Here is a 13,945-nt window from a genome sequence, read left to right on the forward strand (position 1 = left end):
TGTTTCGTTTTTCAGGCTACCACAGCACGGGCACAGCGTCCGCGTCTCACTCCCCCTCTATCGGCTGGCGGCAGCCAAAAGGTTACCGCATACGGATTTCAGCATTTCCATCACACCCGGTTCATCGCTCTCACCTAAACTGGTGCTGCTTTCCACACAAATGAGTCATGGGGATGAAAAAGGTGCAGGAGTTTCGTCGTGAATTTCTAAAGATGGCCGGATTGGGCATGGCCGGTGGCGCAGTCACGCTGGCAGGATCGCTGGGGGCACAGCCTCATCGCGGTGCCGCTACGGCCACACGCGAGGTCTACTACGATGTGCGCCGCTTTGGGGCCACGGGCGACGGCCAGACCATCGACTCCCCCGCCATTAACCGGGCCATTGAAGCTGCGGCCAACGCGGGCGGCGGCACAGTGGTGTTCCCGGCAGGCGTCTATGCCAGCTATTCCATCCGCCTGAAGAGCAACGTCGCACTCTATCTGTCGCAGGGCTCGACCATCCTGGCGGCAACCGTTCCCATGGAAGGGCTGAAAACCGGCGGCTACGACGCTGCCGAACCGCAAAATCCGGCCATTGAGAAGTTTCAGGATTACGGCCATAACCACTGGCACAATTCCCTGCTCTGGGGCGAAGACCTGCACGACATCGGTATCTTTGGCCCCGGCCTGATCTGGGGCAAGGGCCTTGCCCGAGGCGAAAAAGCTGAGGTCGATCTGCCCGCCAGCACCTCGCCCGGTGTGGCCAATAAGGCCATCGCGCTGAAGAACTGCCGCAACGTCATCCTGAGCGATTTCTCGGTGCTGCGCGGCGGGTGGTTCTGTGTTTTGGCAACAGGCGTGGATAACCTGACCATCGACAATCTGAAAATCGACACCAGCCGCGATGGCATTGACGTGGATTGCTGCCGCAACGTCCGCATCAGCAACTGCACCGTCAATTCGCCCAATGATGACGGCATCTGCCCCAAGAGCAGCTACGCGCTGGGCTATCGTCGCGATACTGAAAACGTAACCATCACGGGCTGCTACGTCACCGGTGGTTACCAGATCGGCTCCGTCCTGGACGGCACGTGGAAACCCCATGTGAACCCCGCACGGTTCTACGGGCATGGCCGCATCAAGTGCGGCACGGAATCCAACGGCGGATTCCGCAACATCACCATCTCCGACTGCACCTTCGACACCTGCCGCGGCCTTGCGCTGGAGACCGCCGATGGAGCGAACCTGGAAGACATTACCTTCACCGGCATCACCATGCGCGGTGTGCGTGGCGCACCGCTGTTCCTGCGGCTGCAATCGCGCATGCGTGGACCAAAGGAAATTCCGGTCGGCACGCTGAAACGCGCGTTGATGAGCAACATCACCAGCCACAACGCCGACCCAATGCCCAGTATCTTTGCAGGCATTCCCGAACATGCGATTGAAGACGTAAAGCTCTCCGACAGCTACTTCCATCACGCGCCCATTGAGAGTGTTTCGGCAGCCTCGAATGTGCAGATGAGCGCCATCGACAAGGGCCACGCGGCATCGGGCTACGGGCAGGCAGGCCCTGCACCGCTGGGGCCGGACGGCATCCCGCAGGAGCTTCCCAACGGCTATCCCGAACCGAATATGTTCGGCGACGTTCCCGCCAGCGGCCTGTATGCGCGCCACATTCGCAACCTGGAACTGTCGAACGTGGAGTTCGCCAACGCATCCAACAGCGACACACGCCCCACGATGCTGTTGGCCGATGCGGAAGGTGTGGATCTATTCCGGCTGCGCCTGCCACGTCGTCTGCGCGAAAAGCAGTTCCGCTTGCATAACGTGCAGGATTTCCGGTTGTTCGGCTGCCAGTTCTACCACGACGAGAAAGTGGACCACGCAACAGAACAGACCGTATAAGGCTTGCTCGCGCACGCAAACCCTCGCCGGCTTTATGTTGGTGAAGGGATGCATACGAAAGAACAGGCACGGCTACAACGACTGCAACTGTCAGCAGCAATCGCAGTCGGTGCAATCATGCTCGTGATCATCGTGCTGCGTGCGTGGCGCGGAGGAATGCTGCCTTGAGCACACTTCCTCTACTACCTGTCATCGTTGGGCCTACCGCCAGCGGCAAGACCGCTTTATCGCTTGCGCTGGCGGAGCGGCTTGGCGGTGAAATCGTCTCCTGCGACTCCGTAGCGGTTTACCAAGAGATGGAGCTAGGAACAGCGAAGCCATCGCGAGAAGAACGTGCGCAGGTACGGCACCACATGATCGACGTGGTGCCGCCCAGCGTGGAATACACCGCAGGCGAGTACGGCCGAGCCGCACGAGCAGCAGTGCAGGACATTACCAGCCGCGGTAAAGTTCCCATCGTGGCCGGTGGCACAGGGCTGTATCTACGTGCGCTGCTGGATGGTTTCAGCCCCGTGCCGCAACGCGATGAAGCTCTCCGCGACAGGCTGCGTGCAGCGATGGAACGCCGTGGCCCCGCAGTGCTGATGCGTGTGCTGCGACGCCTGGACGCTGCCGCGGCTGCGCGAATCCATGAGAACGACCATCCGAAACTGATTCGCGCAATTGAAGTTTCTGTGCTGGAAGGCAGGCCCATGAGCGACGCATGGCAAGCCCGATCGCCTTCGCCGCTGGAAGGGTTTCATGTAGTGCAGATGGGGCTGGCTCCAGAGCGCGCCGCTTTATACGACCGCATCAACGCCCGCTGTGCCGCCATGTTTCACGACGGCTTAGTAGAAGAAACGCGTGGATTAGTCGCGAAATATGGCGCCGACTGCCGCGCACTGAGTTCACTGGGATATGCAGAAGCGCAGGCCGTACTGCGGGGCGAAATGACCGAAGCAGAAGCCATCGCGAAAACGCAAACCGGTCATCGCAACTACAGCAAGCGACAAGGCACATGGTTTCGTCGCGATACACGCGTGCAGTGGCTACACGGATTCGGCGGCGATGTCATAGATCAGGTTATAGGCCTGCTGGGTCATTAAAAGTGGTAAGCCGCACCAATGCTGAGAATGGAAGGCGTAAGGTCATGCGGTGGAAAGCCGAACCACTTCTGATATTCATAATCGGCACGCAGGTTGATATGAGTGGAGAGATGGTAGTCCACACCACCGCCAACGACGCCAATATTGTAGGCAAGGTTAGCGATATTTTGCGGAAAGTTGAAGACGCCGCGTCCGTACATGACACGCACGTAGGGATCCCAGCGGTCATATCGTAAGACATAGCGAGGACCAATCTCGTAGGTGCGCTCGTAGACGCTGTTCTTGCCGTTGAGCTGGTTGACGTCTACTTCAATGCCAAAGTGGGTCTTGAAATCGTAGTTGCCATAGAGTTTGAATCCAGTGATGTGCTCATTGCTATAGCCGGTCTGAATGGCGTAGGAATCACCGGAATCTCCAGTAAGGGCGTAGCTGAAACCACCGCCAAGTTGGAGATCTCCCTGCCGGACAGCAGTGTAAGCAGTATGCTGCGCAGAAGCATTGGCACAGAACAGAACGATGGAGAGAAGGAAAATAATGCAAGTGGGGCGGCTGCGACCCATGATGTTCTTCACGAAGTATGTGACGGAATGGCGTAAGGGAATGAGTACATTGTCGTGAGAGCGATTGCGACCGAATCAAGACAGAGGCATCTGAGGACAATATGGAATTTCGACAGCTTGGCAACAGCGGTCTGAAGGTTCCCGTGCTTTGCTATGGCACTGGCACCTTTGGTGGTACGAACGAATTCTTCAAAACGTGGGGTTCGACGGACGTCGACGAAGCGCGGCAACTCATCGACCAGTGCATGGAAGCTGGAGTGAACTTCTTCGATACGGCGGATGGTTACTCTGAAGGCCGTTCGGAAGAGATTCTGGGCGAGGCCATCAAGCATCTACCGCGCACAAGCGTTCTGCTCAGCACGAAATCCGGTTTCAGCTTTGGCCCCGGGCCGAACGATGTGGGATCAAGCCGTTATCACATTACCGAGCAGCTTCACGGCAGCCTGAAACGCCTGCAGACGGATTACATCGACGTCTATCACATGCATGCATTCGATGGCCTGACGCCGATTGAAGAGACGCTGAACACTTTGGACAAGTTCGTACGGGAAGGCAAGATCCGCTACATCGCATGCTCCAACTTCTCTGGCTGGGCGCTGCAGAAGTCCGTGGACATCAGCGAAAAATACGGCTGGGCAAAGTATGCCGCGCACCAGGTGTATTACTCACTGATTGGTCGCGACTATGAATGGGAACTGATGCAGGTCGGCGATAAGGAAGGCGTTGGAGCGCTGGTATGGAGCCCGCTGGGATGGGGACGCCTGACCGGCAAGATTCGTCGCGGTCAGCCGCCTGCCGCTGGTACTCGCGCTAAAGAAGGCACTGCAGGTGGTCCTGTCGTGGACGATGAGTACCTGTACAAAGTGGTGGATGCTCTGGATGCCATCGCCGCCGAAACCGGGAAGACTGTACCGCAGGTAGCTTTGAACTGGCTGCTGCGCAAGCCGACGGTGAGCAGCCTGGTCATTGGCGCGCGCAATGCAGAACAGTTGAAAGGCAATCTTGAAGCTGCCAGCTTCGTGCTATCGGAAGAGCAAGTAGCAAAGTTGGACAAAGCCAGCGAACTGCCCAAGCCCTATCCCTACTGGCACCAGGTGCAGTTCTACCATCGCAATCCGCAGCCGCCTGCTTATCGCAAGTAATACCGTCCGCAATATCAATCCGCGAAGGCTCCGGGAAACTGGAGCCTTTTTCTTTTCAATGGCACGACTTTTCGCAACTCAACTATGTATAACGGTCGTTAAAATCATCACCACTTATAAAAACCTGTCGTCGCTGCGCCTCTGCCTCACTTTTGTCCTGCTGCTTTGGGTAAGTTCTTCCTTCCGGTGATACATGAACGAACATGTTTGCACGCTGTGTCAGCGTGGCAGGTTGAAGCGCAGTAAGCGCCGCAGCTTGTTAGAGAAGTATTTCTGGCCATTACTAGGCCAATATCCATGGCGATGCAACTTTTGCCGTATGCGCGTACGGCTGACTGACCGTGGCGCAAAACAGGAATATATACGTCCAGACAAATAAACTACCGTCCGGGCAGACAAACATGTGGCCACATTGAAGTAGCAAAGCCGCTGCTTCCGTGCTGTACTGGAGTGGAATGAGCCCACGTCCCAGTGATCCTGCGCATGGCCGTCGTCTGCTTCTGTTTGTATTGGGCAGCCTCGTACTATCGAACTTCATTCCGCACATCCTTTTCAAATTGGTGGGATGGGGCAATCCTGGCTCGATTGGCCATCTGCTCCATGACTTCTGGACCCTTCACACATGGACAGATTCCTGGCTGCCTATGATGCAGTCGGTGGACTACTTCCTGCAGCACCCCACGCTGCCTATCTACTACGCACCGCTATACGACACGCTGATCTATTCGCTGGCCAGTATCCTGCCGCTGTGGGCGCTGAAAAAACTGGGCATGGGCGATGTGGCCATGCTGCGTTTTCTCGCAGTAACTTCATGGTTGGCTTTGGCAGGCATTGCCGGCGTAGCTCTGGCCATGGCACACAAGTTTCTAAAGGCACGCGGCGTGCGCATCACGTGGGAAACCGTAGTGGCAGTATTTGCTGCCGTGTTGTTCTGCTATCCGCTGCTGAAGGGCTATTCACTAGGTAATGCGCAGACCTATCTGTCATTTGAATTCGCATTGCTGCTGCTGCTTTGGTCTGAAGGCAAAGAAGCTGCAGGAGGCGTTGTTGGCGCGCTGCTGGCCTTCGTAAAGCCGCAGTATGCGCTGCTGCTGATCTGGATGGCCGTGCGCAAGCGCTGGAACGCCACCATTGCATTTCTGGCCACATCCGCAGTGTTGCTGCTGCTTTCCGTGATTGTTTTCGGCGTCCATAACAACCTGGACTTCCTGCATGTGCTGGCCGGATTGAGCAAGAAGGCACAGTCGCACTACGGCAACCAGAGCATGTTCGGCACACTGAATCGCGCCATTGGAAATGGCGAAAATATCTCGTATACGCCGCTGCTCTACACGCCGTACATCCGTTGGGTGTACCTCACTACCGTCGCGACAGCGTTGGTGCTGATGGGCACTGTACTCCTGTTTCCGTGGGGCAAGCTGCGCGCTTCCGCAGCCGATCTGGCAGCAATGGGCATCGTTTCGGTAGCCGCTTCCCCCATGGCCTGGGAACACCACTACGGCATTGTGGTGGGTGTGTTTGCCTGGGTCTGGTTCGCGTATGGATGCTGGCAGGAGAAACGCCCGTGGCTGTTGGGCATAGCGTCACTGTTCACCATGAACGCGTGGCTGGCTCTCAACAAGGCCGCGCCATATCACGGGTGGAACATCGTCCAGAGCTACATGTATTTCAGCGCGCTGCTGTTGGTGGTGGTGCTGATGGTACTGGCGCGGAAGGTGACACGGGGCGAGTCGGAACCAGTGATTTAGCACGGTCGCGGGCGTATACTGGTGAGTGATGCACACTTCCTCCGGCACTCGTTCTGAGCTGTCTTTACGCAGCGATTCCATGACCAAAACCACGCATTCCGCACAGCCCGCGATGCACCCGTACGACACGGCAGATGGCCGGCGCATTCGGTCCACCACTGTTCTTTGTGTCCGTCGCAATGGCAAGGTGGTGATGGCCGCCGACGGGCAGGTAACACTGGGCTCGGCCGTGATGAAGTCCGGTGCGAAGAAGTTGCGTCGGCTGTATCAGGACAAGGTGCTGGCCGGATTCGCCGGATCGACAGCAGATGCGTTCTCGCTGTTCTCGCGTTTTGAGGGCAAACTGGAACAGTTCGCAGGAAATCTGCCCCGCGCCGCCGTGGAGCTCGCCAAGGATTGGCGCACAGACAAGATGCTGCGCCAGCTTGAAGCTCTGCTTCTTGTCGCTGACAAGGAACACATGTACCTGCTGGGCGGCAACGGCGATGTCATTGAACCCGACATGACCGGCGATGGAGCCATCATGACCATCGGCTCTGGCGGATCGTTCGCGCAGGCTGCGGCACAGGCGCTACTGGAAAACACAGACCTCTCCGCCCGCGAGATCGTCGAAAAGAGCATGAAGATTGCCGCGGAAATCTGTATCTACACAAACGGCAATATCGCCGTGGAGGAGCTCTAAATGGCCATTTACCTTCCCGGAGTTGCAGAAGACCAGGCCGTTGCGTTGGAAGAGATGACGCCGCGCGAGATCGTTGCCGAGTTGGACAAGTACGTCGTTGGTCAGTACGCGGCGAAGCGTGCCGTAGCGATTGCGCTGCGCAATCGTCAGCGCCGCCAGAAGCTGCCTCCCGAACTTGCCGACGAGATCATGCCGAAGAACATCATCATGATCGGCGCAACGGGCGTGGGTAAAACGGAGATTGCTCGACGGTTAGCCAAGTTAACCAATTCTCCGTTCCTGAAAGTAGAAGCCAGCAAATTCACCGAAGTGGGCTATGTGGGTCGCGATGTGGAATCCATCGTTCGCGACCTGGTGGAAACCGCCATTGAAATGGTGCGCGAAGAAAAGCTGGAAGAGACCGAAGATAAGGCTGAGCGCAACGCCGAAGAGCGATTGCTGGACCTGCTGCTGCCGCCTTCTCCGGAAACACTGAAAGCCGCACAGACTGCACAGAAAACTGCCGACGTGGATACCGTCGGACTCGCGCTTGAATCCCCAACACCTTCCGTAGCGATCGATTTCGACGCTGCGACTGAAACAAAACCGGAAGAGCCGCACACTCAGGAACGCACACGTGAAAAGCTGCGCCAGCAGTTCCGCGAAGGCAAGCTGGACGAACGCATCGTAGAACTGGACGCCCGCGACCGCAATCAACCGCAGTTTGAAATTGTGGGTGTGGGCGGTACGGAAGACGCCGATGTAAACCTGAAGGACATCCTTCCTGGCCTCTTCGGACCACGCAAGAGCAAGAGGAAGATGAAGGTCAGCGAAGCCTTTGAGTACCTCATCAGTGAGGAAGAAGGCCGTCTGATCGACATGGATCTGGTGACACGCACCGCCATTGAACGCGTGGAAGATTCAGGCATCGTCTTCCTGGACGAGATCGACAAGATCGCGGGACGCGAAGGCGGCCACGGCCCGGACATCAGCCGCGAAGGCGTGCAGCGCGACATTCTGCCTATTGTGGAAGGCACCACTGTGAACACGAAGTACGGCTTCGTGTCGACGGACCACATCCTATTCATCGCGGCAGGCGCATTCCATGTTTCCAAACCCAGCGACCTGATCCCTGAATTGCAGGGACGTTTCCCCATTCGCGTAGAACTGCAATCACTCACCGTGGAAGACTTCATTCGCATTCTGACGGAACCGAAGTCGTCGCTGGTGAAGCAGTCCATCGCGCTGCTGGAAACCGAAGGCCTGAAGCTGGAGTTCCAGCCCGATGCTCTGGAAGAGATGGCTTCGTTTGCTTTCAGCGTGAACGAGACCACAGAAAACATCGGCGCACGCCGCCTGCACACCATCATGGAGCGCGTACTGGACGAGATCAGCTTCCAGGCGCCGGACCTGATCAAAAACGCACAGCCTGCGGTAAACGGCGTCATTGCACAGGTGGAACCGAGCACCGTGCAGCAGCCACGCGGTGCAGCGCAACCGGAAAACGCACATCCCTTGCCAGTGCTGGAACGGCAGGTGGAAGGCGGCATGGAACGCGTGGTTCTGATCGATCGCGAATACGTTCGGCAGCAAGTAGCCGGCATTGTGAAGAACCAGGATTTAAGCCGCTACATCCTGTAGCGGTTTAAATCCATCGCTTCCTCATTCCGATAACTAACTACCAATCGAAGAGAAACAACGACACACTTTGCGCAGGCAGTGAAATGGGCATGGTTAGCGTTGCGTTCTTCACTGTGACTCGATGTGCTGGGCCCATCGACTGAAGGCCATCTACAGATTTCAGTTTACGGAGTTGATCCGGAGTGGGATGAGCCGGAGAGCCCATTTGCTGCCAGACGGTGTAGGCGTTGCTGTGGGTGCTGTCTACGCGATATTCCGTTACACGTACGGCATGCACTGTGCTGGGCAATTGCCTCACGGCGAGTTGAACAGACGCTGGCGCCGTAGATGCGGCGTCGTCGTTGTAGTTCCATAGCATCGTGGCAGCGCTGTGCGGATTGCGTGTAGCTATGGCAGCAATATCGTAGTCACCACGAATCCCATCAGCGAGTGCCTTGTCGAGGGGGACTTCCGCGCTGCTGCTTGCTGACACGCGGGTGCCGCTCATCTTTGCGGCCATGCGAAAGAAGTTCAGGATCGGCTTGTCGATGCCGTTGGTGGAAAGATCGCGAAACCCTTCAAACGAGTCGCGGTTCTCAAACTCGAACGACCAGCTCAACATGCTGATGAGATTGACACCATGCCTATCCGCAAGCTCAAAGAGCCGCTTATATGCCGCTGCAGTGTAAGCCGGATAAAGCGTACCGTTACGGTAGTTGTTTGCAGGATTCACCTTGCTGGAGCAGGCGGCACAACCTTCCGGATCAGCCTCGGACAGAATGATGGGAAGTGGCTTGAACTGCGGATAACTCGCGATAAGTGAAAAGCCGCGATCCACATCGCGCAGTTCGCTGCGGATGCCCATGCTCACTTCGCCATTCTGAATCACCGGCTGACCCTTCGCGTGAAAGCTGATGAACTTGAGCGGAACGGCCTTGCCATCGGCTGCGCTATGGTCATCGCGCACGTGATCGAGAAAAGCCTTCAGGAAGGCGTATGCCTTATCGGAGCGTGGGCTGGTTGTGGCAGGTCCACCAACAATTGCATTGGGAAGCGCGGCACGCACCCCAGCCACGGCGTAGTCATACAGCTTGAAGTAGTCCTGCGGCGTGCCGTGCCAATAGTCGATGTCTGGCTCGTTCCATACTTCGAAGTACCACTGCTGCACAGTATCGCGGCCATAACGCTGCACAAGATGCTCCGTGACCACCCGACACAACTCACCCCACTTCGCATAATCCTTGGGAGGATTGTTGCTGCGGCCACTAATGGTGCTGGCGGGATAATGCACCTGGTACGGTTGAGAACGTCCCGGCACATCTGCGGCCAGGTCCTTCGGCATAAAGCCAAGCTCCACCATGGGCCGCACACCTGCATCTCGATAGGCGTCGAAGATACCGTCGAGCAGTGTGAAGTTGTACACCGGCTTGCCGTGCTCATCTTCGCTGTAGACGCCGGTGGAACTCCACTTGAGTTCTGGCACACCATTGCCGCTGGTCAGCAGATGATGAGCGCGGATGGTGACGGGCACAGGGCTCAGATCGTGAAGTTCCTTCATCAACACACGACCGTCATGCATGGTGGTGAAGTTCGCTTCGTCATAACCGAACCAGGCATAAATCGGCTTGTACTCGCCTATGGGCTGGTCAAGGTTCACCGTGATGTTTACCGGCTGCACTGTATCGCCAGGCAGCGTGTGCTGGGCAACAGCAGAAGGCGCAATAGCAATTAATCCGGCTACGACGCATGAGGTCCACCTCATACATTTGCGATTCACGGCAACACTCCCCGAGCGAAGACTTAGACAGCAAGCCTACTACTGTCTCAAGCTGTTACGGCTCGTTTGCCTAACGGTCGTTTCGGGTTCTATCTTCATAGAACCCATGACAACACCTACACAACGTATTTCTGCTGATACCTGGGCAGTGCTGCTTGCATTGGCTCTGGCTCTACTGGTGCGCTTCGGCGTACTCAACGTCGTGCCTTGGTAGGTCAGGAGGCCACTCATGTCTAACACTCGTGCGGTGCCTGATACCTCCGTTTCCTCTGGCGCGTTTGCGAATCTGCTCGGCATGTTGCCGGGTGTGCTGTTGTTGTTTGTTGTGGGCTATGCGGGAAAGTTTCTGGAGCAGTTCATCGCTCGCTACGGGAAGACACACCATCTTGTCCTGCCGAACATTGAATATGTGTTGTGGGCCATCCTGATTGGTCTGCTGATTTCCAATACCGTCGGCGTACCGAAGATATTTCGCAGCGGCGTGGCCACGTATGAGTTCTGGCTGAAGCTGGGCATTGTGCTGCTGGGCGCGCGCTTTCTGATGGGCGACATCATGACGCTGGGTGGCTTGGCCCTGGTGCTGGTGTTTGTTGAGATCATCCTCGCACTTGCTTTTATGACATGGTTGGGCAAACGCTTCCGACTTGCTCCCAAGCTGGTTTCGTTGTTATCGGTCGGTGCTTCGGTGTGTGGTGTCTCCGCCATCATTGCAACCCAGGGTGCGATTGATGCGGATGAGGAAGACTCGTCTTACGCCATTGCTGCAATTCTTGCGTTGGGCGCAGTATCGCTATTTCTGTTTCCGCTGATCGGTCATGCGCTGCACCTTAGCGATCAGGCATACGGTGTGTGGACAGGGCTTGCCGTCGACAATACCGCAGAAACTGCTGCAGCGGGTGCGTTGTATTCCGATGCTGCAGGTAAAGTCGCCGTTCTTGTAAAGACATGCCGCAATGCCATGATTGGCTTTGTGGTCCTGGGTTACGCAATCTATTGGGCGTCAAAGGGACAAGCTTCCGGCGTAGAAAACAAGGCAGCGTTTTTATGGAAGAAGTTTCCGAAATTCGTTCTCGGTTTCCTGCTCATCTCCACACTTGCAAGTGTGGGCTTTTTCTCCAAGACAAATCTGGTAGCACTCGGAAATCTTTCGCGTTGGGCATTTCTATTGACCTTCGCAGGCGTTGGGTTACGTACCAGCTTCCGCGATCTGAGCAAGCAGGGTGTGCGCCCGCTGATGGTGGGCGTCATTGGAGAAGTAGTGATCGCAGTCATGACACTGGCGTTGGTGTGGGGCGCCGATCGCGCCTTCCATCTCTAGTGGAAATCCATCTTCGACCACGGTGAAAATTTGCGCGGGGTGTTTGGAATCTGCGCTACACTTCGCGCAGATTCCAAACATTTCAACCTGAGGTTGCCGCCATGGCAACGCTTCCCGCCTCCGCACCCGGAACACCGGCACGCCGTCTGCGTCCTCATCATTATCTCTGGATAATGCTGGGTTTAATGGGACTCAGCGTTTTGGCTTACACCGACTATCCAACCTTCCTTGGCTCCGATCCGCTTCATGCACGCGCCCGTTTCCTGAAGGAACTTGTCATCCTGATTCCGCATGCCATCGGCGGCGTAACGGCGACCGTATTAGGACCGTTTCTGTTCTCTACGCGCTTTCGACAACGCCACTTGATGAGGCATCGCGTGATGGGGCGTGTGTATGTGATCTGCATTGCAATCGCTGCGCCCACGGCATATCTTCTGGAACCGACCATTGCGAATTGTGTTGGCGGATTGCTTTGGGCTGCATGCACGTTTGCGGCTTATCAGACTGCGCGCAATCGGCAGATACAAGCGCATCGACAATGGATGGTGCGCTCTTACCTGTTCACTTTGAACTTCATCTTCACGCGTGTGGCGAATCCGGTACCCGCATGGGTACACCTCAGCGATGAGCGATTCTTCCTGATCCTCATGGGCCTATTTACGGCTTATCTGTTCTTCCCGGACATCTACTTCAACTGGCGTGAACTTACGACAAGCCGGAAAGCCGCAGCATAAAGAGCCACGACTTTCCCAACGTTGAGACAGTTCAGGCATTCTTTGCGAGCATCTTGGTGAAGTAGAAGGTCATTTGCGTCTTCCCTGTGTTGACGATGCCGTGCAGCACGTTGGCTTCTGCGTACATCATGTCGCCGGGGCCCACATGGGTGGTGACGCCATCCACCACGATTTCGCCGGTGCCTTCCGCGATGATGACGAGTTCTTCTTCGGGATGGCGGTGGGGCGGATGGGGGCGGGCACCGGGTTCCAGTGTCACCAGTCCTGATGCTAGTGCGGCGAGTTGCCGCGTGGGGCCATTGAAGTGGGTCTTTGCCTTCGCACCGGGGCTATCGCCCGTAGCCTGCAGGCTGGAGGACTTCACCACAGAGCTCTTGAGTGGTGGCCCGCTGCGCACAGTATCGACATGCGTGATTCCCTGCGAATGCTGGATGAGGGCAGAGGGCAGCACAGCCGCTGCCCCCAGAAAGTCTCTCCTGTCCATTGCTTCTCCCTGACGCTGTTGCGTAGCGTTACACGAGCACCAGCATACTGCGCTTACTTGTCGAAGGTGCGCAGCCAGATGTTGCGCACACTGATCTTGCAGGGTTGGGACTCGATCTCGAAACCGATATTGCCGCTCTGGTTGTTGGCGTCGTTCGGATTGTCGTCGATGAAGATGGCCATCAACTGGCCGTTCATGATGTGCATCATCACACCACCGCGCGCGATGATTTCGTAATCGTTCCACTCGTTGGTGCGCACGTACCCACCCAGGGCCTGGCGGTCACCTATGTTGGCTACGAGGCGGTTACCGTCGCCGGGGAGGGCCTGGGTTACCTGGCCACGGTAGGCGAGGATGCCCTGCATGGTGTTCTCGGAGTACCACTGGCCGGTATGCTGCTGCGCGGCTTTACCCACGGGGAACCAGAAGTCGGCCTGGGGGCCGGTGAGTAGCCATTTGGTGGGTGTGCCGTTGGGGCCAGCGCCCGCTGGTTGTGGACGCGTCCAGGGCGTTCCTGTGTGCGAACGGTACTGGATGCCGCCTCCGCCGCCCTTCTCGATCTTCATCTGGAGTTTGAGGTCGAAGTCTTTGGTCTTCTTGTCGGTGTAGACGATGTAGCTGTTGCCACGCGGCTTGTCCTGCAATGTCTCACCGATCATGAGGCCGTCTTCCACGCGCCAGATGGTGGGGTCGCCGTCCCAGCCCTTGAGTGAGGCGCCGTCGAAGATCTGTGTGTAACCGGTGTGGGCGTCGATGTCGTAGGGCAGTGGCTCGTGGAACCTGGGCATGCCGATGAGGGTTTCGCCGTGTGGGCCAGTGACGGGCGGACGCGCTGGTTGCGATTCCAGATCCTTTGGAACGGACTGTGCGGTCGCTGCTCCGGTGACGAGGACGAACAATGCAATGGCGGTGCGGTAGTGCATGGGTACCCCC

12 protein-coding genes are annotated in these 13,945 nt (G+C 57.0%); 8 read left to right on the plus strand and 4 right to left on the minus strand.

Annotated elements, in window-relative coordinates:
- The first annotated feature begins 173 nt into the window (after nucleotides 1-173).
- Both JAO32_RS16725 and miaA read left to right on the plus strand, forming a co-directional pair.
- Entirely contained in the window at nucleotides 174-1,883 is a 1,710-nt protein-coding gene (locus JAO32_RS16725) for a rhamnogalacturonidase (protein WP_443082614.1), read from the plus strand.
- A gap of 164 nt (nucleotides 1,884-2,047) precedes the next feature.
- Nucleotides 2,048-2,968: a tRNA (adenosine(37)-N6)-dimethylallyltransferase MiaA gene (gene miaA, locus JAO32_RS16730; RefSeq protein WP_334242497.1), complete on the plus strand. Its 921-nt coding sequence runs from the start codon at nucleotides 2,048-2,050 to the stop codon at nucleotides 2,966-2,968.
- On the opposite strand, the gene JAO32_RS16735 is transcribed toward miaA, so the two are convergent.
- Entirely contained in the window at nucleotides 2,965-3,528 is a 564-nt protein-coding gene (locus tag JAO32_RS16735; RefSeq protein ID WP_334242499.1) for an outer membrane beta-barrel protein, read from the minus strand. The two genes, miaA and JAO32_RS16735, sit on opposite strands and share 4 nt — an antisense overlap.
- Nucleotides 3,529-3,629: 101 nt before the next feature.
- Here JAO32_RS16735 and JAO32_RS16740 point away from each other — a divergent pair, with 101 nt between their 5' ends.
- The 4 genes from JAO32_RS16740 to hslU all read left to right on the plus strand — a co-directional run bounded on the left by JAO32_RS16740 (nucleotide 3,630) and on the right by hslU (nucleotide 8,720).
- The gene (locus JAO32_RS16740) at nucleotides 3,630-4,670 is read left to right on the plus strand and encodes an aldo/keto reductase (RefSeq protein ID WP_334242501.1); all 1,041 of its coding nucleotides are present in this window, start codon (nucleotides 3,630-3,632) and stop codon (nucleotides 4,668-4,670) included.
- Nucleotides 4,671-5,125: 455 nt separating this feature from the next.
- Nucleotides 5,126-6,418 (plus strand): glycosyltransferase family 87 protein, encoded by a 1,293-nt coding sequence (locus tag JAO32_RS16745; protein ID WP_334242502.1) that lies wholly within the window; start codon nucleotides 5,126-5,128, stop codon nucleotides 6,416-6,418.
- A 79-nt stretch (nucleotides 6,419-6,497) separates the two neighbouring features.
- Nucleotides 6,498-7,100: an ATP-dependent protease subunit HslV gene (gene hslV, locus JAO32_RS16750; RefSeq protein ID WP_443082613.1), complete on the plus strand. Its 603-nt coding sequence runs from the start codon at nucleotides 6,498-6,500 to the stop codon at nucleotides 7,098-7,100.
- Nucleotides 7,101-8,720 (plus strand): ATP-dependent protease ATPase subunit HslU, encoded by a 1,620-nt coding sequence (hslU, locus tag JAO32_RS16755; RefSeq protein ID WP_334242504.1) that lies wholly within the window; start codon nucleotides 7,101-7,103, stop codon nucleotides 8,718-8,720.
- 37 nt (nucleotides 8,721-8,757) lie between these two features.
- Here hslU and JAO32_RS16760 read toward each other — a convergent pair whose 3' ends face one another.
- Complete coding sequence (locus JAO32_RS16760) at nucleotides 8,758-10,461, minus strand: GH39 family glycosyl hydrolase (RefSeq protein WP_334242506.1); 1,704 nt, start codon at nucleotides 10,459-10,461, stop codon at nucleotides 8,758-8,760.
- 244 nt (nucleotides 10,462-10,705) lie between these two features.
- Between JAO32_RS16760 and JAO32_RS16765 the strand changes: the two genes are divergently transcribed.
- Together JAO32_RS16765 and JAO32_RS16770 are read left to right on the plus strand one after the other, a co-directional pair.
- Nucleotides 10,706-11,794, plus strand: a complete 1,089-nt coding sequence (locus tag JAO32_RS16765) for a YeiH family protein (protein WP_334242508.1) — start codon at nucleotides 10,706-10,708, stop codon at nucleotides 11,792-11,794.
- A gap of 101 nt (nucleotides 11,795-11,895) precedes the next feature.
- Nucleotides 11,896-12,528, plus strand: coding sequence for a DUF2306 domain-containing protein (locus tag JAO32_RS16770; RefSeq protein ID WP_334242509.1), 633 nt, complete (start codon nucleotides 11,896-11,898; stop codon nucleotides 12,526-12,528).
- A 31-nt stretch (nucleotides 12,529-12,559) separates the two neighbouring features.
- Here JAO32_RS16770 and JAO32_RS16775 read toward each other — a convergent pair whose 3' ends face one another.
- Nucleotides 12,560-13,012, minus strand: coding sequence for a cupin domain-containing protein (locus JAO32_RS16775; protein WP_334242511.1), 453 nt, complete (start codon nucleotides 13,010-13,012; stop codon nucleotides 12,560-12,562).
- A 53-nt stretch (nucleotides 13,013-13,065) separates the two neighbouring features.
- A partial coding sequence (locus JAO32_RS16780; RefSeq protein ID WP_334242512.1) for a 3-keto-disaccharide hydrolase occupies nucleotides 13,066-13,945 on the minus strand: 880 nt, incomplete at its 5' end.

Source organism: Terriglobus sp. ADX1, assembly GCF_036877645.1.
Taxonomy (GTDB): Bacteria; Acidobacteriota; Terriglobia; order Terriglobales; family Acidobacteriaceae; genus Terriglobus.

What these genes read in the sequence shown, in the direction of transcription:
- JAO32_RS16725 (WP_443082614.1), top strand. Translation starts at nt 174, where the DNA reads ATGAAAAAGGTGCAGGAGTTTCGTCGTGAATTTCTAAAGATGGCCGGA.
- JAO32_RS16745 (WP_334242502.1), top strand. Translation starts at nt 5,126, where the DNA reads ATGAGCCCACGTCCCAGTGATCCTGCGCATGGCCGTCGTCTGCTTCTG.
- JAO32_RS16765 (WP_334242508.1), top strand. Translation starts at nt 10,706, where the DNA reads ATGTCTAACACTCGTGCGGTGCCTGATACCTCCGTTTCCTCTGGCGCG.
- JAO32_RS16760 (WP_334242506.1), bottom strand. Translation starts at nt 10,461, where the DNA reads ATGAGGTGGACCTCATGCGTCGTAGCCGGATTAATTGCTATTGCGCCT.
- hslV (WP_443082613.1), top strand. Translation starts at nt 6,498, where the DNA reads ATGACCAAAACCACGCATTCCGCACAGCCCGCGATGCACCCGTACGAC.
- JAO32_RS16735 (WP_334242499.1), bottom strand. Translation starts at nt 3,528, where the DNA reads ATGGGTCGCAGCCGCCCCACTTGCATTATTTTCCTTCTCTCCATCGTT.
- JAO32_RS16740 (WP_334242501.1), top strand. Translation starts at nt 3,630, where the DNA reads ATGGAATTTCGACAGCTTGGCAACAGCGGTCTGAAGGTTCCCGTGCTT.
- JAO32_RS16775 (WP_334242511.1), bottom strand. Translation starts at nt 13,012, where the DNA reads ATGGACAGGAGAGACTTTCTGGGGGCAGCGGCTGTGCTGCCCTCTGCC.
- hslU (WP_334242504.1), top strand. Translation starts at nt 7,101, where the DNA reads ATGGCCATTTACCTTCCCGGAGTTGCAGAAGACCAGGCCGTTGCGTTG.
- JAO32_RS16770 (WP_334242509.1), top strand. Translation starts at nt 11,896, where the DNA reads ATGGCAACGCTTCCCGCCTCCGCACCCGGAACACCGGCACGCCGTCTG.